The sequence below is a fragment of the Chloracidobacterium sp. genome (genome assembly GCA_016715795.1).
Lineage (GTDB): Bacteria > Acidobacteriota > Blastocatellia > Pyrinomonadales > Pyrinomonadaceae > OLB17.
The window spans coordinates 1,042,480-1,059,990 of sequence record JADJXP010000002.1 but is presented as its reverse complement, the minus strand read 5'-3'; the positions used below and the strand labels follow the sequence as shown (position 1 = coordinate 1,059,990).

The window sequence follows — 17,511 nt, the reverse complement described above, 5'->3', positions numbered from 1 at the left end:
TCATCCTTTTATCAATGCCATTGCCTCAGATCGTGTCCTTGAATCCTTCCTAAATCCGCCCAAGACGGCCGACGTGATCGTTATCGCTCCGGGTTTTTTGACCCCTCGCAGCGTCATGCAGGTGTGCTCGGCCTCAATGACTACCATCACACCGACAGGTGCGAGGTTCTTGAACAACGTTTGAGCGATCTCCTGAGTGAGCCGCTCCTGCACCTGAAGCCGCCGTGAGAATACCTCAGCGATCCGGGCGAGTTTCGAAAGACCGATGATGCGGCCGTTCTTCGGGATATATGCGATGTGGCATTTGCCGACGAACGGTGCGAGGTGATGCTCGCAAACGGACGCGATCGAGATGTCCTTGACCAGCACCATCTCGTCGTGGCTGTCACCGGGCAATGGAACGATGTGAGACGAAGCATCGACCCACATGCCCTCGGTCAGCTCGGTGTAGAAGTCGGCGACGCGCTCGGGCGTTCGCTTCAGTCCTGCACGATCCGGATCTTCGCCGATGCCCTCGAGCATCAGGCGGACGCCCGCTTCGATCTTCTTGCGGTCGGGTTTTCGAGATTTTTTCGCAGCCATTGTAAATGATTGATTTTAGCGTTTATCAGAGAAAACTGAAACGCGGCGGCCATTTTCGGTTTATTATCGAAGGCAGGCTCCCGCCACGGCCGCAATGTACGAAAAACTAAGAAAACACCCGCGCATCAGCCTGCGAACCGAACTATGGATCGGACAGGACGGTATTTTTACGCGAACGGACGAATTCCTGCGCGACCTGAGCGTCGGCGGAGCGTTCGTTCAAAGCAGGCAGGTGTATTCGGTCGGCACTGTCATCAACCTAAGATTCAAGATGCCGAGGAGTGCGAGCCTTGCAACCTGTTCGGCTATTGTCCGCATATGCAGCATGGCGACGGCTTTGGCGTTCAGTTCCTCGACCTCTCCGGCGACAACCTGCGGCTTGTGCAGAGCCATATTGATGAGACGCTAAGTCCTAGCGTCTAACTTTGTAGTGTCTTAACTTGGGTTTATTCGTGCATTCGTGGCCTATTCTTACGATCGCAAGAATAGCCACGAATGCACGAATTAAAACGCTCCCTCTGACTTCCCTTCCTACACAAACCGGCCATCGTCGCGATATACTCTGGTTTTTGCTTTTGGAGCGAAATATAGAGTGAATTTATCTGAAATACAAGCCATTTTGCGAAAAACGGTCATCGAGGCCGCGCGCCGCGAGTTTGGCATTGAACTCGAAGACATCCCGCTCGAGGTCCCGCCGAAAACCGAAATGGGCGACGCCGCGTTCCCTGTCGCATTCGAACTGGCAAAGCTGATCAAACAACAGACGGACGAGAAACAGAACCCACGAGCAATAGCTGAAACCCTGAAAGCTTCGCTCGAAAATCTCGAAGCGGTTGCCCGCACCGAGATCGCCGGGCCGGGATATCTCAACGTATTTCTCGACAGGGCGGCATTTCTCTCGGTCAACGCCTCAGCCGAACCGCTGCCAAATAACGGAAAGCACGGTCAAAAGGTCTGCGTCGAGCACACATCCGTCAATCCGAACAAGGCCGCGCATATCGGCCATGTGCGCAATTCGGTTCTCGGCGACACTTTCCAGCGCATCCTTACAGCGACCGGAAAACAGGTCGAGGTGCAGAACTATATCGACAACACGGGCGTTCAGGTCGCCGATGTTGTAGTTGGTTTTATCTATTTGGAAGGCCGCGATCTTGCATCGATCAAAGCTCTCGATTCACAGATAACGGCCAAAGGCGAGTCTTTCGACTATTACTGTTGGGATCTCTACGCAAAAGTTGGTCAGCAATATCAGACGGACGAAGCCCTGAAGGAAAAACGAGCCGAAGTTCTGCACCTTATTGAACAAGGCAACAACCCAACGGCGGAGCTAGCCGACTACGTCGCGACCCGCAATGTCGAATGCATCACCGCGACGATGGAGCGTCTGTCGATCCGCTACGACCTGCTGCCGCGCGAGAGCGAGATACTGCATCTGCATTTTTGGGACAAGGCATTCGAGCAAATGAAACAGCTCGGTGTGATTCACTATGTCGATGACGGCCCGCATGCGGGATGCTGGGTGATGCCCTGGGAATCGCACGAGGGCAGCGATGAACACGAGGCCGACAAGATACTCGTTAGATCGAACGGGACGGTCACTTACACCGGCAAAGACATCGCCTATCAAATGTGGAAACTGGGCATCCTTGGGCTCGATTTTAACTATCGCCTTTTTCATACATACGGCGACGGCAAAGAGATCTGGATCACGACTCCCAACCCGGACGACCATCAGCACACACATTTTGGCGGTGGCGAGACAATCTATAATGTCATCGACACGCGACAATCTTATCCACAAGAGGTAGTTAAAAAAGGCGTCGCGGCGATCTCGCCGGAGCGAGGCGAAAAGGCGAGTGTCCATCTCGCCTACGAGATGGTCGCGCTTTCCCCCGCAGCGGCAGAGGAACTCGGCTTCGTGTTGAATGAAGAAGACCGCAAACGCTCATTCATTGAAATGTCCGGCCGCAAAGGCCTCGGCGTAAAGGCCGACGATCTGATCGACCGACTCGAAGCAAATGCCCATATTGAGGTCGAGTCGCGACATCCGGACGCGGACGAAGACGAGAAGCGACACATCGCGCACCAGATCGCAGTTGGAGCGTTGCGGTATTTCTTGCTCAAGTTCACTCGCAATACTGTGATCGTCTTCGATTTTAAGGAGGCTCTTTCATTTGACGGTGAGACTGGCTGCTTTTGTCAGTATTCTGCCGTCAGAGCAAATTCGATATTTCGAAAACTGGACGAAAAGGGCGAAACCATTCAGGAATGCCGTAACAGGCTTGCCGATGCTGCGTCTGTCAGCGAGATATTTGCTTCAGAGGCCGGCAACGAGATATGGTCGATGGCCATGATGGCGGCACGGCTAGCCGAGACCGTCGAGCAGGCTGCGAACGCCAACGAACCCGCGATCCTTGCGAAATATTCCTTCAATCTGGCAAAGGCCTTTAACCTCTTCTATCACAACCACAAGATCATTGCCGAGACCGATGATGTGAAGCGGGCCGTCCTGGTGGTCGTCGCCGACATGACGCGTCGGGCGCTTACCGCGGCGCTGGCAACGCTCGGGATCGAAGTTCCGGCGCGAATGTAAGAGTTTGAATTTGGCAGTCTCAGCATTTATGTTTGTAACTTTGCTAAGATTGGCGGTATAGGTTATTTATGCTCATCGTGATGAGGCCGGATACGACGGCCGAGCAAATAGAAAACGTCCTCAGAGCGGTCGAAGCGCTCGGCTTCGAGGCACATATCGTTCCGGGCCGCCGCCAGACGTCGATCGGGGTGACCGGCAACAAAGGCTCGATCGATCCGGGAGCATTTGAGAATATCTCCGGCGTCGCAGACGTCATGAGGATCACGCAGCCTTACCGGCTTACCGTCAAGAACGGCCGTGCGGCGTCAGTAGTTCCGATCGGAAATTCATCGATCGGCGGCGGCGATCTTGCGATCATCGCGGGGCCGTGCGCGCTCGAGGATCGTGAACAGGTATTGGCGACGGCCGAGGTCGTGGCGGCAAGCGGAGCAAAGTTCTTCCGAGGCGGTGCTTTCAAGCCGCGCACGTCACCATATGCTTTTCAAGGACTGGGAATCGAGGGGCTGAAAATGCTCGCCGAGGTGCGCGACCGGCATGGCCTCAACATCATTACCGAAGCGATGGACGAGCCGGGTGTTGACGCCGTTGCCGAATACGCCGACTGCATCCAGATCGGAGCGCGGAATATGCAGAATTTCTCGCTGCTAAAATACGCCGGCCGTTCTGGCAAACCGGTTCTGCTCAAACGCGGCCTATCGGCGACACTGGACGAACTGCTGCTCGCCGCCGAGTACCTGATGGCGGAGGGCAACGAGAAGGTCGTCCTTTGCGAACGAGGGGTGCGCACCTTCGCAGGCCATGCCCGAAATACGCTCGACCTCTCGATCGTCCCGGCCGTAAAACGCGTCTCGCACCTTCCGATCATCGTCGATCCTTCGCACGGCACCGGCCATAATTATCTCGTCGCCCCAATGGCCCGCGCCGCCGTGGCGGCAGGCTCGGACGGCCTGATAATCGAGGTCCACCCGCATCCGGAAAAGGCCCTCTGCGACGGCGCACAGGCGTTGACGCTGACGCAATACTTAGAATTAGCCGGCGCACTCACAAGAATTCACGAAGCGGTAGCTAACACCGTGGCCGCAGCGGTCGTCTGAAGCTGTAAAATATTTCTTGACTTTCGTAATAACGTCGTTATAACATTACTTCATGATGAAGAATCTCGTGGCGATAGGTAACAGTCTCGGTATCATTATCGAAAAACCTATTCTTGATCTTCTACGGATCGAGCGGGATACCCCTCTCGAAGTCAGGACCGACGGCGACCGCCTGATCATCGAGCCACTCACGAATGAAGCTCGTGAGAAACGGTTGCGGTCGGCGGTGAAGCGTGTGATGAAAAATCATGATGAAACGCTTCGCAAATTGGCTCAGTGATCGAGCCTATCTTCCTGACTGTCGCCGAAGTCCTGGAAATTCACAGCGAACAACTTGATGCCTACGGAGGCATTCACGGGATTCGTGACCAAACGCTCCTCGAATCGGCGGTGATGACGCCACAGGCGAGTTTTGGTGGTGAGTATCTGCATTCCGGTATATTCGAAATGGCGGCCGCTTACGCGTTTCACATCGCGGAGAACCAACCCTTTCTCGACGGGAACAAGCGAACGGCGTTGGTTTCGTGTCTTGCGTTTCTCGACCTCAATGGAATCGTGATCCTCGATCCCGATAAGCGGCTGTACGAGATTCTAATCGATATCGCGAATCGCAAAGCCGGCAAGAGTGACCTTGCCGAACTTCTTCAGTTGCTTCCCGCAGAATAGAAAAACCCGCTCGTGCTCCCGAGACACGAGCGGGTTTCTGCTATTTCGCCGCAGCTCCCTTTGCCTATTTCGCCGGGCGAAGTCTCAACAGACCGTAGAACTGAACATAACAACTGATCATCGTGGTCAGTATCAGGAATGTCATTGGCATGAATCGCAGCGACGCGGGCAAGCCGACATCGATGCCGACCGTCAGGGATGCACCAAGAACGAGCCCCAAGGCCATTATGCCGGTGCGGCCCATCAGCCAATTAAAGAACGCCGGCCGCTGATAATTTGACGGCAAAAAGTATGGCAGCACGACGATCATTGCCATCGTGATTGCCATGAGAATTCCGTCCAACGTCAGAACGCGGACCGCGCGGCCGTATTCCAGTGCCAAAAAGAACAGCACCACCGCCGTGTCGATCCCAAAAAACCAGCGAAAGTTCCTATCATTCGTGTGTGTCATATTTTTGTCTCTCGTGTAGTTTTATCGTCTCGTTTGGTTTAGCTATTTCCTCTTACCCGTCTTGCTGAACTGCTTGTAGGCGACGCGGAAAAGCTCCGACAGCGCCTCGGCCGTTTCCGGGGCAAGGTTCTTATCCGCGCGAAGGTGGGCCGAGATGATCTCAGTCGTCGGTTCGTGCGGGTAATAGATCACCGGTTCGACGCCATCGGTCGAGTGCTTCATCAGGCGATCGACGGGCATGTTGAGCCAGCGTGTGATACGGGCGATGTTGTCGGTATCGGGACGTCCGGTCCCGTTCTCGATACGCGAAAGGGTTGATGCCGATACCTCAATGACGTCAGCGACATCGCGAAGGCTCATTTTCAATTCCTCGCGGCGGCGCTTGATCGCCTTGCCGAGATCGGCGGTGTTGATCAAACTTTCATAACTGTTGTCTGCCATAGTTTCCTCCTGGTATTTCCTAGAGTGTCACGGATGCTTTTTCGCATTCACGAATAAAACATAACACATGATTTTTCTTAATGCAACATAAAATTCATGCTTGCAACGAAAATATTTTTTTGTTACTCTGTTGCACAGATGCAAGTACAAGGCATCTTTTGACAAGTAAAAGCTGAGTCGCGGCAATGTCTGAAGCGCGGCGAACAGCGGCCACCGATATCATCTATTCGGGAATTTTCAGACAGCCCGAAAGGAAATAGTGATAGAGGCGAGCCGAGCAACACAACGAAGGAGAACACAGAACAATGAAACGCAACACTAACGAAACAACCACCACAGAAACAACTGAGATCGCTAACAACGTTCTCGATTTTTCGAGCACGCTTAAGGAGCTCCGCAAAACAGTCGATCCCAATCTGATCCGCCAGCGTGCCGGACGCCGCGACCGCAACGGCAACGTCCATATGGTCGAATATGTCGAGTGGCACACCGTCGCCGACATCCTCGATGAGACGGCACCGAACTGGGGCCACACGGTAAAGGACATACGAGCGATCGGCGAGATCATCACCGTCACCGTCGCGATCACGATCGACGGCGTGACACGTGAAGGACTGGGCACCGGAAAAGCGTTTAGCGAGACTGGCATCAAGAAGGCCGAGCACGACGCGCTCAAGCGGGCGGCCGTAAAATTTGGCATCGCCCGTGAGCTGTATAAAAAGGAGTTTGACTCAATCGAGCAGAACGACGAGCCGCACGCCGTCGGGACGCATCCCGTAAACACCGACCCGATGGCCAAAAGCCTCAGCGACATGGTCACGGCCAAACAGATCGGCATGATCCGCGCGGTCGGCCGCGAGTCAAAGATCGACGTTGACGCCGAATGTGCCGCAGCGATGCACTGTGCGGTCGAGGAGTTGTCGAAGCGTGCCGCTTCGGACCTGATCGCCCACCTGCAGGGCATGCAGCGGAGCATGGCACCCATTCGCCGGGCCGGCTAGGCAGCAGCCGCGACAGAGTTTTGGATCGCCGCCCGGCTTATCCTGCCTAATACGCCGGCTCCCACGCCGCGATCCAGAACCTTTTTTGAACTAATAGGCTACAAACGGCGTAGAATGACCTATTCGCGGACAATTCAGTAACACTAACTAAGAGGAGAATACTTTTATGTCAGAAGCAACCGCAGCAGAAGGTTTCGCGGGCCCGTGTCACGGCAGTTTTTGCTGGACCGAGATCGCGACATCCGACGCTAAGCAAGCTATGGACTTTTACACGAACGTGTTCGGCTGGAAATTCCAGACGAACGAGGCCATGACCGATGGCTTTCAGTATCACGAATACTCTACCGGCGGCGATTATCCGGCCGGCGGGCTTTATCAGATCAGCCCCGAATTTTTCCCTGAGGGAGCACCGCCGCCTCACTTTATGACCTACATAATGGTCGATGACGTTGACGATAATGCCCGACAGGCGGCTGAGCTCGGTGCGACGGTCCTAAAAGAGCCGTCAGATATTCCCGGTGCCGGACGTTTCGCCGTGATCCAGGACCCGACAGGCGCGATATTTGCGACGTTCAAGATGGCGGAAGGAGGGCACAATGGCTAGTTTTGACATACCAAATGCCGGCGAGATCTGCTGGCGCGAATTGAGGACCAAAGACCTGCCCGCCGCGATGGATTTCTATTCGAAACTCTTCGGATGGGAGCTGCCGCAGACACAGATCTCGCCGATGGATTATAAAGAGATCGTCCTCGGCGGCACGGCCTACGGCGGCATGATGGGCATGGAAGGCGATGATTGGGGCGACGCCCCGTCACACTGGGCAACGTATGTCGCCGTCGATAACGCTGACGCAACGGCGGCAAAGATCACCGAGCATGGCGGCAGCATCACCGTCCCTGCCTTTGATGCGCCGGGCGTCGGCCGCATGGCCATGGTCGCCGACCCATCAGGAGCCGAATTCGCGATCATCCAATTCGAACAACCGCAGTAAGAATCAACCGCGAAAATCGCGAAAAGAGCTAAAAAGGTATCGATTCCTATTTAGCCTTTTCCGCGTTTTTCGCGGTTAGTTTCCTTTCTTATTCCCGTCCGTGTCGAATATCTCGACCGTCTCAGCGTAACTCTCAGCCTGCGGCCGCACTTCGGCGGCGTCGCCGACGATGACAATTGCCATCTCGTCAGGGCGGACATATTTTTGCGCGGCGTCGAGAACATCGTCGGTCGTAACAGAAGCAACGTGTTCGCGATAGGTTTGCAGGTAATCGTCCGGCAGGCCGTAAAGGTGCTGGTTGACGATGAGGTTGGTCAAGCCTTCCTGCGTTTCGGCGCGGATAGGAAAGACACCCGTGAGGAAATTCTTTGCATCCGCGAGTTCCTCGTCACCGGCCTTCTCGTTCCTGATGCGGTCGAGTTCATAGAAGAATTCTTTCAGCGAGTCGCCGGTGACCTCGTTCCTGACCTCTGCCGTGGCCTCTATGTCGCCGATGAGGCGTTTTGAGTTGAGCCTCGTGTAGGCTCCGTAAGTGTAGCCCTTTTCTTCACGCAAGTTCATAAAGACTCGTGACGACGCTCCCGCACCGAGCACCTGATTCATCACGATGACCTTGAAATAGTCGGGATCCGTGCGGTTTATCGCGGTGTTGGCCATCACGATGTTCGACTGGGCCGAGCCGGGACGGTCGACGATGGTCAGCGTGCGTTTGTCACGCGTGGGCGCGTCAGCAAACGAATGCGTCGCCACCTCGCCCGGCTGCCAGCCGCCGAAATGGTCGCTGAGTTGCGCGATGAATTCGCCCGCATCGATGTCGCCGACAGCGATCAGCATTGCGTTGTTAGGAATGAGCGTCGCGGCGTGAAACTTCGCCAGAGCTTCCCTGTCGAGCTTCTCGATGTCCGCGGCCGTTGGCGATATCGTTGCGTAAGGATGCTTGCCGTAAACCAGCCTCGCGGCCTGTTCGCTCGCGAGGAACGGTGGCTGAGAGCGTTGGAATTTCAGGTGCTCGACGGTATTGCGGCGATAAAGGTCGAGTTCCTCTTCGGGGAACGTCGGCCGCAGCACGGTCTCGGCCATCAGGTCGAGCATTTCGGACGCATACAGCGACAGTGCCGATGCCGACAAGATCGTAAAATCATCCGACGCGCTTGCATGGAGCGAAGCCCCAAGCCGCTCGACCTTGTCGGCAAGCTGCAGGCTCGTGTAATTCTCGGTCCCCTCGGTGATCTGCGCGGCAATCGCCGACGTCAGCCCCGTCGAGCCCATCGGATCGTGAATGTCACCCGAAAAGAACGCCAGCCGATAGCTCACCAAGGGCAGCCGCTTGTTCTCAAACACGACAACGCGCAGCCCATTGTCCAGCGTCGCCGTCGTCGGCCGACCTATCTCAAATGCCACCGTGGCCAGCGCCTCCGGCGGCGATTTCCTAAAATCAAGAGTCATAAATCAAATTCACCACAGAGCCACAGAGATCACAGAGACAAACATAACTAAATCCTCCTTATCTCTGTGCCCTCCGTGCCTCTGTGGTGAGTCTTCCTTTTCCTATCTCTGCGCCGCCGGTACGACGTCGAGAAGAGCTCGGTTGTCGGTATTCAGGTAAACGCCGACGGCGTGGCGGATCTCTTCGGCGGTGACGGCGAGCAGCTCGTCGAGATCGGTGTTTATCAGCCGCGGGTCGCCATCATACAGCGCACACTCGGCGATCGCTTGTGCCCGCGACATCGAGGATTGCCGCATCCGAACCGAATCGTTAACGAGCTGGTTCTCGATCTTTTCCATCTCCTTGGCGGTCGGGCCGTGGGCAGCAAGATCGTGAATTTCCTGCATGATCCTCTCGCGGATCTTACTCAAATCCTTGTCCGGCTTCGGTATCGCGCCGACAAAAATGCTCGACGGCCCACGTCGCTCGTCGGTGAATCCAAACAGTTGGATCACGCTCTCATCGCCCTTGACCAGCTTCTGATACAGCCTCGAGCTGTCGCCGTCGTAGAGCACCTTGCCCGCGAGATACAATGCGTTAAAATCCGGCGAACGGCGTTTCGGTATCTTCCAGCCGATCAGGAACGCCGGAAACGGCGCGAGCGAATCGTGCCATTCGCGATAATTCGCCGCGACCTCCACCGGCTCGCTGACGTCGAGTTCCGGCGGCAAAGCCTGCGACGGAATGTCGCCAAAGTATGTCTCGACCAGCCGCTTTGCCTCGTCCGAGTCGAACGAACCAGACAAAACCATCACCGCATTGTTCGGCGCGTAATAAATCCTAAAGAACTCCTGCACGTCCTCGACCGAGGCCGCATCGAGATGCTCCATCGAGCCGATGGTCGAGTGCGAGTTGGCAAAATTCTTGTAGATCATCTCGTTGATCAGGTCGAATATCTGCCCGTAAGGCTGGTTGTCGTACCGCAGCCGCTTCTCTTCCTTGACGGCCTCGCGCTGGTTGTCGAGGTTCTCCTGCGTGACCGCGAGCGACTTCATCCGGTCGCTTTCGAGCCACAGAGCAAGCGGCAATTGGTCCGCCGGCAGCGTCTCATAATAGTTCGTCCGCTCGCTCGATGTGGTGCCGTTCATCGTGCCGCCCGCCTTCATTATGTGCTGAAAATGCCCGGCTTTCGGCACGTTCTCTGAGCCCTGGAACATCATGTGCTCAAACAAATGCGCAAAGCCCGTCCTGTCCTCACGCTCGTTCCGCGAACCGACGTTGTAATACACCGCCACCGACACCACCGGCACCGCGTGGTCCTGATTCAACACCACCCGCAGCCCGTTCGACAAAGCAAATTCCTCGATCTCAAGCGGCGGTAATTTGAATAATTCGGACATAAGAAAAGCCAAAACCGGGAGCAGTAGCGACCGGTTTCTCTACGGTTCAATGAGAACACTTCGCCAGATAAAAATCAAAAAAGAGGTTTTTGCGTCAATCCGCTTCGAAGAACCGCGTATAGTCCCGTGCAGAATGGATCACGCGAAGAATGACTATCTCATCCGCGCGTTCTGTGTAGAAGATGAGGATTTTGGAAAAGTCGCGAACAAACCACATCCGAACATCCATTTCGCGAAATCTGCGAACCGCGCCCATCTTTGGCGTTCGGCACAGGTCATTCAGCGTTGCCTCAAACGCATCGAAGAACCGGTCGGCTGTTTCAATATCATCTTCCGCCAGATATTCGGCGGTCTCGATCAGGTCGGTGAGTGCCTGCGGGAGTTTGACGAGCCTCATTTGACGAGGCTGCGAGCGGTTATGCGTTCATTAACAATACGGCGAGCCTCAGCAAGATCGTCCGGCGTCAACGGCGACGGCTCGCCGCTCTCGAACGCCTCCGCAATCAACGAGTCGAGCCGCCCTGCCTCATAATCACCGGCGATCTCCTCATCCCAAGCCCGTGCCTGATACTCCTCCAGCCAGGACATCAGCTTGTCCACCTCCCCACGCGGGAGCCTCTCAATAGCAGCTTCGATCTCGGTAATGCTCATGCGATGAATGTTATTTTAGTTTCCATTTTACGTCAACAAGGAAACCAATAGCGGACCTAAAAGTTAACCCGCATTCCGACTTCGCCTGCCCGTCCGATGATCATCCGACCACCCTGAAACATAAAGGCAGCGGCCCCGCGACCTAATGCCTCGAACCGCTGATTTTCAAGTGAAACAATACTTCCACCCAATTGGTAGACCATATTTCCCCTGTCAATCAGAAAACGGAGGCCGGAATACATCATATCGAGCCTCTCGATGGTCAGTCCGACGTCCGGATTACAGAGAATCTGAGCCGCGACTCGTCCTGCCTCAGCCCTTAACGTTATTCGGCCTCCTGAAGCCTCAATATCCCAGATGCCTGTTCCCGCTCGCCACTCGTTCTCTTCAATATCAAACAAGAGACTGCCTTCGGAATCGAAAAACCGCCCAGAAAGCCGATACGGTTGCCCGTTCTCGTCGGGAGGGAGAACACTGAGAAGCACTTCGTCCTCAAACGCTAGGATTGTATCGACATTAATGAATTCATTACTCCCAAGTGTGATTCGCACCGGCCCCTTAGAACCGATGTCAAATGCAGCGTGGCATCGGCCCTTCTTAATACATTCGGGCAACCTCTTTGCAGTAATGACCTTATCTTTCGACCAAAACTTTCGTGTAACCGTGTCGTGGCATCCACCACACAAATAGGCCATCGCGGCCGGATCATGAGTCCTCGCCTCATGAAACTCTGGATCGATATGTTCATAGGTCGCAATCGCTAATCCACAGACGACACAGCCGAAACCTGCCTCTTGTCTCAATTGACGTCTCACATCTTCAGGAATATGTCTCGAAAGGCCGTATTTGTTCATGGTCAATCTCTTGATGAAAATGTTAGCACGTTCTCTTTCCCTGCAAGATCAAGCAACTTGCTGCGTTCCCTAATTGTCAAACAAGCGTAGAGTTACTCCGCGCGTATTAACAATTTGGGAGAGATCTATGAAATTACGCAGTATTTTTGCACTGGCGGTCGCGGTTGTCGCGCCGCTTTTTGTCGTTCAGAACGCTAACGCGCAGGGCGTTATTGTGCCGCTGCCGTGCGACTTTAGGCCGTGCAGGCCGAGGCCGGTACCGCCGGCTTTGCCGAACGCTTTGCCGGTCAAGTCCATTGAGCTGGACACAAAGATCGAGGGCCAGGTGGCGACCACGCATGTTGAGCAGGTGTTTCGCAACGACACGCCGTACACGCTCGAGGGCACGTACTTTTTCCCGATCCCCGAAACGGCGTCGGTCGTGGAGTTCGCGATCTGGGAGAATGGCAAAAAGCTCGTCGGCGAGGTCCGCTCGCGCGAAGAGGCCCGCCGCATCTACGACGAGATCGTCCGCCGCCAACGCGATCCCGGCCTGCTGGAATACGCCGGGAAAAATCTCTTCCAGGCGTCGATCTTCCCGATTCCGCCAAACTCCGACAAGAAGCTCGAACTGACATACACCGAGATCCTAAAAGCCGAATCCGGCACCGTCGCCTACCGCTATCCGCTCGGCGTCGGAGCGCGGACACTCTGGTCCGCTCGTGACGCGCGTAATGCGGACAAGAGTGTCCGCGCTCCGCAAACCGTCTCAGGCAAGATCGAGATCGTCGGTAAAGAAGCGTTGCGGAACATCTATTCGCCCACGCACTCGATCGAGACAAAGATGAAGGGCGAGCGCGAGGCGAACATTTCGTTTGAGACAAAGAACAACGACAGCGACTTTCAGCTCTTTTATGGCTTGTCGAATAACGATTTTGGCATGTCGCTGATCACGCACCGCGAACCGGGCAAGGACGGCTACTTCCTGCTGCAACTGTCGCCAAAGAACAACATCTCCGAACGCGAGCTGGTCAACAAGGACATCGTGTTCGTGCTAGACACCTCCGGCTCGATGGCCGACGAGGGCAAGATGGACAAGGCCCGCAAGGCGTTGCTGTTCGGCATCAGGACGCTGCGCGACGGCGACAGGTTCAATGTCATAAATTTTGCCGGCGAGGAACATCTGATGGAACGCGGCCTGATCGCCGCCAACGCCGAGGGCAAGAAACGCGGTGAAGAATTCGTCAGCAAGCTGAATCCGACCGGCGGCACGAACATCAACGACGCCCTGCTCGAATCGCTAAAACAATTCGAACGCGGCGACCGGCCAAAGATGCTCGTATTTATGACCGACGGCCTGCCGACCGTCGGCGAGACAAATACAGAGAAGATAATTTCAAATCTTAAATCTCAAATTTCAAATTCAAAAGCCGACGGCATTCGCATCTTCCCGTTCGGCTTTGGCTACGACGTCAACACGACGCTGCTCGACCGGATCGGCTCGGAGAACAGCGGCATCTCGGATTACGTCCAGCCCAAGGAAGACCTCGAGATCAAGGTGTCGAACTTCTTTGCAAAGGTCAGCGCACCCGTATTGAGCGACCTCGAACTCGATTTCGGCCCGGTCATCACCGAATCAATGTATCCGCGCAAGCTGACCGACCTTTTCCGCGGCATGCAGCTCACGATCGTCGGCCGTTACAAGAACACGAACGACCTGAATAACATCACGCTGCGGCTGACGGGCAAGGCGGGCAAGGAATCGCGGTCATTTACTTACAGCGATCTCGACTTCCCAAACCGCGAGGACGATAACAACTTCCTGCCGCGCCTATGGGCGAGCCGCCGCGTCGGCTGGCTGCTCGAACAGATCCGCGCCAACGGCGAGACCAAGGAAACCCGCGACGAGGTCATCGACCTCGGCACGCGATATGGTTTGGTCACGCCCTACACGTCATACCTCGCCACAGACGGCTCGATGGCAAACATCCGCCGCGACGCTCCAATGGATGAGCGAGCGGCCCTTCCTGCCGCAAAGGCGATGAGTGAAAAGAGCGGCGCCGGGGCCGTGCAGATGAGTGCTCGCCAGAATTCAATGCAGGAAAACACTTTCGTCATCGACGGCGCGAGCGATGGCGACGTGACCAGGCAGATCATCGTTCGCAACTCGCGGCAAAACCAGTTCGTCGCGAACCGTAACTTTATCAACACGAACGGCGTGTGGGTCGATTCGGAGTTTGCCGAGGGCTCGAAACTGCCGGAGGTGAAGATCAAGTTTGCGAGCGACGAGTACTTTAGGCTCGTGGCGGCGACGCCCGAACTCGCTCCTTACCTTTCACTAGGCGAGCAGGTCGTCGTCGTCTGGAACGGCAAGGTGTATCGGATAACGAACTAGTGAAACGGGGCTTGGCTGCTAAAGCGGCTTGCCGCCCTATTTGCGGAAAAGTTTACTTTTCCGGGCTGCCCACTAATCAACATGCGGCTATGCCGCCGCCGAAAGATACGGCGGCATAGCCGCGATCTTTAGGGAGACTCGATGGAGAAGCAAAGCTTCTCCGCAAATAGAGCGGCAAGCCGTAAGAAGAATTGGCAAGCGGTTGAGGTGATTTTGCACTACTGAATGTTCTATTCTTATAGAACGGAACCACAGAGTTCTCGGAGAGTGTAGTTTGAAAAAGATACTGTTTTCCATTGCCATAGTTGTATCACTTGCCGGCAACATGACGGCCCAGAGCTCGTGGGCCGTGGGGCCAAAGAATACGAACGGCGACCTGATCGCGGTTTTTTTTACGTCCGCCGATAAGGGTTGGGTGGCCGGCGATGACGGATATCTGGCTTCGACCACAGACGGCGGCAAATCTTGGACGCGCGTCCCGCTGAACACCACCGAAGATATCAATGAGATCTACTTCCGCAATGACGACAATGGCTATCTCGTCGCGGGCCGCAAGTTTTTTATCACCCGTGACGGCGGCCGCACCTGGCAAGATGTTCGCATCTATCGCACCGGAGAATTTGGCGGCGGGCGGCCGGAGTTCCTTAGTATTCGATTCTCCGACAAGAAGCGCGGTTATGTTATTGGCTCGGTTCTGCGCAGGAGCGGCGACGATGAGGTTGTGGTCGATTCCCTGCTGATGCGGACCGAGGACGGCGGCGATACTTGGCGGCGGATCGTCGTGCCGACCAAGACGGAATTGTTCCACCTCGATTTCAGTGGCAGTTCCAACGGTTGGATCGTCGGCGATAACGGCGTCATTCTCGCAACCACTGACAATGGCTCGACCTGGTCCAAACAAGTTTCAGGCACGAGAGTGCCGTTATACAATGTCGAGTTTCGCGACGACCGCGAAGGCTATGCCGTCGGCAAGACGGGCATGATATTGCGAACGTCTGATGGCGGTTCGACATGGGAGAAGGTCGCGACGAACTTCCGCGATACGCTGATGCGTGTCGATTTTGCCGACGACAAGAATGGTTGGATCGTCGGTTACGGCGGCAGCATTCTCCGCTCGACCGACAAGGGCCGCACATGGGGCCGGGTTGATGCCGACACGCGGTCGCACCTCTACGGCTTGTATATGGACAAGAAGTTTGGCTGGGCGGTCGGAGCGAAGGGAACCGTTCTGTATTTCAAGCGATAGTTACCGCTGCCTAGATCGCCTCGCCTGATTAGCACGGTTTGCAAGCTGGGCCGCTCGCGGCAGGGCGTCAACGGCTCGTGCAACCTGCGGATCGTCCTCGATCAGGACTTGGCCAGCAGAAGTAACACCGTGCAAACCCATTACCAGATTATGCCGAAGCCGCATTTTGACGAACGGGCCATGTCCGACAGGCGGCGGTGCAAAAGCCTCACTGTTCGCACTCAAATAGTCTGTAAAGCGGGCCATCATTGCGGGCGTCACGATCATATCACCGGACAGTATCCTGCGAGTTGACGCTCCGGCAACCGGTTCAATTGAGATTCCCGGCACACGTCCATTTAGCAGGTCGCGTGTAAAGAAGAATAGCGGATCGAGGAGCTTGGCCTCGTCGGGCGTAAGGCGGGGCAGCGTTACGGCTTCGTCGGGATGCACGCCATCGCCGCCGACGACACGTCTGTCTGTGATCGTCCGTGCCTCAAAAAAAGCACCGGCGGCCGCCGCCTGCGACCGATGATGATAATAGTCGTATCGGTCTGTCCTAACGTAATCGCGCTGGATCGACCGGCCCGACGGTGTCAGGTATCGCGCGGTCGTCAACGTGAGGCCGGTCCGGCCCGGCAGTTCGATAACGCTCTGGACCAGCCCCTTGCCAAACGTCTTTTCTCCGATGATCAGCGCCCGGTCGGTATCCTGAAACGCTCCTGCGACGATCTCGGACGCAGAGGCGGTCTCTTCGTCAACGAGGACGACGAGCGGCAGCGTTTCGGGGTTCGGATCGGACGAGCGCCACGTGCGGTTGTCGAGGCGTGTGCGGCCACGCTGCGTCACAACGACCGTTCCGGCAGGAAGAAACCTCGACGCGACCTTCACTGCCTGGTCCACGATCCCGCCGCCGTTACCGCGAAGATCGAGGATGAGTGAGGTCATGCCCTGCCGCTTCAGGCCGGCAAGCGCCGTGTCAAATTCGCCTGCGGTCGTGTAGTTGAATCCCTCTGACAGGTCGATATAGCCAATGCCCGGCCGCAGGATGTATGCGTCGGGTATCGACGGCTGAGCAACACGGCCGCGCCTGATCTGAAGTGTGACGTGGCGAAGGTCCGACGCCCTTTCGACCGTCATTCGAAACGAACTGCCCGCCGTCCCGCGTATCTTGTCGCGGACCACGTCTGAGGTCTTGCCGACCATCGGCTCGCCGTTAACCGCTACGATGCGGTCACCATAACGCAAACGAGCGTCCGCCGCGGGCGAGCCCGCAAACGTTGATACCACGAACGTATCGATAACGCCGCCACGCTCAAAGTTCGCTATCGTCGCACCGATGCCCGTGTAGCCGCTACGCTGTTCGTCCATCAGGTCCGTCCACTCGGCCCGGTCGTAAAAGTTCGAGTGTGGATCGAGAGCGTCCAGCATGCCCGTGATCGCATTTTTTGTCAGGTCAGCGGGCTTGAGTTGATCGCCGTCTATGTGTTGTCCGGCGATGATCCGCTGCGCCTCAAGGATGTCAGCAGCGATCGGTGAAGGCCTGGAGCCCAGCCCCTCGGAACTACCACCGGATGCAGAAAACGTGCTTCCCTGCTTGAGGATGAAAGACGCTGCAGGGCCGTCAAATGGAGCCCTAACCTGTCCGGCAGCGAGGATAACGAGAACAAACTGCAGTAATACACCTATACCGGTTTTGATCATTCGGCTCCGTCGTCAAAGAAACAACTATCTCACTACCGACCGGGCGGTCGATGCGAG

At 55.9% G+C, this 17,511-nt stretch carries 18 protein-coding genes and 1 pseudogene; 10 read left to right on the top strand and 9 right to left on the bottom strand.

The window, feature by feature from the left end; all coding sequences use genetic code 11:
- Positions 1–582, bottom strand: coding sequence for a GTP cyclohydrolase I FolE (gene folE / locus IPM59_09800; GenBank protein MBK9215875.1), 582 nt, complete (start codon positions 580–582; stop codon positions 1–3).
- 94 nt (positions 583–676) lie between these two features.
- Here folE and IPM59_09795 point away from each other — a divergent pair, with 94 nt between their 5' ends.
- The 5 genes and pseudogenes from IPM59_09795 to IPM59_09775 all read left to right on the top strand — a co-directional run bounded on the left by IPM59_09795 (position 677) and on the right by IPM59_09775 (position 4,935).
- A complete protein-coding gene (locus IPM59_09795; GenBank protein MBK9215874.1) occupies positions 677–991 on the top strand; it encodes a PilZ domain-containing protein in 315 nt (104 codons plus the stop codon).
- A gap of 243 nt (positions 992–1,234) precedes the next feature.
- Positions 1,235–3,175: pseudogene (gene argS, locus IPM59_09790) on the top strand (arginine--tRNA ligase).
- Between the two features lie 68 nt (positions 3,176–3,243).
- The gene (gene aroF / locus IPM59_09785) at positions 3,244–4,269 is read left to right on the top strand and encodes a 3-deoxy-7-phosphoheptulonate synthase (protein ID MBK9215873.1); all 1,026 of its coding nucleotides are present in this window, start codon (positions 3,244–3,246) and stop codon (positions 4,267–4,269) included.
- 52 nt (positions 4,270–4,321) lie between these two features.
- Positions 4,322–4,549 carry an AbrB/MazE/SpoVT family DNA-binding domain-containing protein gene (locus IPM59_09780; protein ID MBK9215872.1) on the top strand — a complete coding sequence of 76 codons (228 nt, stop codon included), beginning with the start codon at positions 4,322–4,324 and terminating at the stop codon, positions 4,547–4,549.
- Positions 4,546–4,935 (top strand): type II toxin-antitoxin system death-on-curing family toxin, encoded by a 390-nt coding sequence (locus IPM59_09775; protein ID MBK9215871.1) that lies wholly within the window; start codon positions 4,546–4,548, stop codon positions 4,933–4,935. The genes IPM59_09780 and IPM59_09775 overlap by 4 nt, the downstream gene beginning before the upstream one ends.
- A gap of 64 nt (positions 4,936–4,999) precedes the next feature.
- On the opposite strand, the gene IPM59_09770 is transcribed toward IPM59_09775, so the two are convergent.
- Together IPM59_09770 and IPM59_09765 are read right to left on the bottom strand one after the other, a co-directional pair.
- Positions 5,000–5,386 (bottom strand): hypothetical protein, encoded by a 387-nt coding sequence (locus tag IPM59_09770; protein ID MBK9215870.1) that lies wholly within the window; start codon positions 5,384–5,386, stop codon positions 5,000–5,002.
- Positions 5,387–5,428: 42 nt separating this feature from the next.
- The gene (locus tag IPM59_09765; protein ID MBK9215869.1) at positions 5,429–5,827 is read right to left on the bottom strand and encodes a helix-turn-helix transcriptional regulator; all 399 of its coding nucleotides are present in this window, start codon (positions 5,825–5,827) and stop codon (positions 5,429–5,431) included.
- A gap of 305 nt (positions 5,828–6,132) precedes the next feature.
- Here IPM59_09765 and IPM59_09760 point away from each other — a divergent pair, with 305 nt between their 5' ends.
- The 3 genes from IPM59_09760 (at position 6,133) to IPM59_09750 (ending at position 7,820) form a co-directional block, all read left to right on the top strand.
- Positions 6,133–6,828 (top strand): hypothetical protein, encoded by a 696-nt coding sequence (locus tag IPM59_09760; protein MBK9215868.1) that lies wholly within the window; start codon positions 6,133–6,135, stop codon positions 6,826–6,828.
- 166 nt (positions 6,829–6,994) lie between these two features.
- A complete protein-coding gene (locus IPM59_09755) occupies positions 6,995–7,432 on the top strand; it encodes a VOC family protein (protein MBK9215867.1) in 438 nt (145 codons plus the stop codon).
- The gene (locus IPM59_09750) at positions 7,425–7,820 is read left to right on the top strand and encodes a VOC family protein (GenBank protein ID MBK9215866.1); all 396 of its coding nucleotides are present in this window, start codon (positions 7,425–7,427) and stop codon (positions 7,818–7,820) included. The genes IPM59_09755 and IPM59_09750 overlap by 8 nt, the downstream gene beginning before the upstream one ends.
- Positions 7,821–7,895: 75 nt before the next feature.
- Here the strand turns inward: IPM59_09750 and IPM59_09745 are convergent, their stop codons facing one another.
- The 5 genes from IPM59_09745 to IPM59_09725 form a co-directional block, all read right to left on the bottom strand.
- On the bottom strand, positions 7,896–9,266 hold the full coding sequence (locus IPM59_09745) for an insulinase family protein (protein MBK9215865.1): 1,371 nt from the start codon (positions 9,264–9,266) through the stop codon (positions 7,896–7,898).
- Positions 9,267–9,368: 102 nt separating this feature from the next.
- Positions 9,369–10,646 (bottom strand): insulinase family protein, encoded by a 1,278-nt coding sequence (locus IPM59_09740; protein MBK9215864.1) that lies wholly within the window; start codon positions 10,644–10,646, stop codon positions 9,369–9,371.
- A gap of 94 nt (positions 10,647–10,740) precedes the next feature.
- On the bottom strand, positions 10,741–11,043 hold the full coding sequence (locus IPM59_09735) for a type II toxin-antitoxin system RelE/ParE family toxin (GenBank protein ID MBK9215863.1): 303 nt from the start codon (positions 11,041–11,043) through the stop codon (positions 10,741–10,743).
- Positions 11,040–11,297 (bottom strand): hypothetical protein, encoded by a 258-nt coding sequence (locus IPM59_09730; GenBank protein ID MBK9215862.1) that lies wholly within the window; start codon positions 11,295–11,297, stop codon positions 11,040–11,042. Before IPM59_09730 ends, IPM59_09735 begins: the two co-directional genes overlap by 4 nt.
- 56 nt (positions 11,298–11,353) lie before the next feature.
- The gene (locus tag IPM59_09725) at positions 11,354–12,151 is read right to left on the bottom strand and encodes a hypothetical protein (protein MBK9215861.1); all 798 of its coding nucleotides are present in this window, start codon (positions 12,149–12,151) and stop codon (positions 11,354–11,356) included.
- A gap of 127 nt (positions 12,152–12,278) precedes the next feature.
- Between IPM59_09725 and IPM59_09720 the strand changes: the two genes are divergently transcribed.
- A complete protein-coding gene (locus tag IPM59_09720; GenBank protein MBK9215860.1) occupies positions 12,279–14,525 on the top strand; it encodes a VWA domain-containing protein in 2,247 nt (748 codons plus the stop codon).
- A gap of 274 nt (positions 14,526–14,799) precedes the next feature.
- Positions 14,800–15,771, top strand: coding sequence for a hypothetical protein (locus tag IPM59_09715; protein ID MBK9215859.1), 972 nt, complete (start codon positions 14,800–14,802; stop codon positions 15,769–15,771).
- On the opposite strand, the gene IPM59_09710 is transcribed toward IPM59_09715, so the two are convergent.
- Entirely contained in the window at positions 15,772–17,454 is a 1,683-nt protein-coding gene (locus tag IPM59_09710; GenBank protein MBK9215858.1) for a S41 family peptidase, read from the bottom strand. It abuts the gene before it with no gap.
- Positions 17,455–17,511 lie beyond the last annotated feature (57 nt).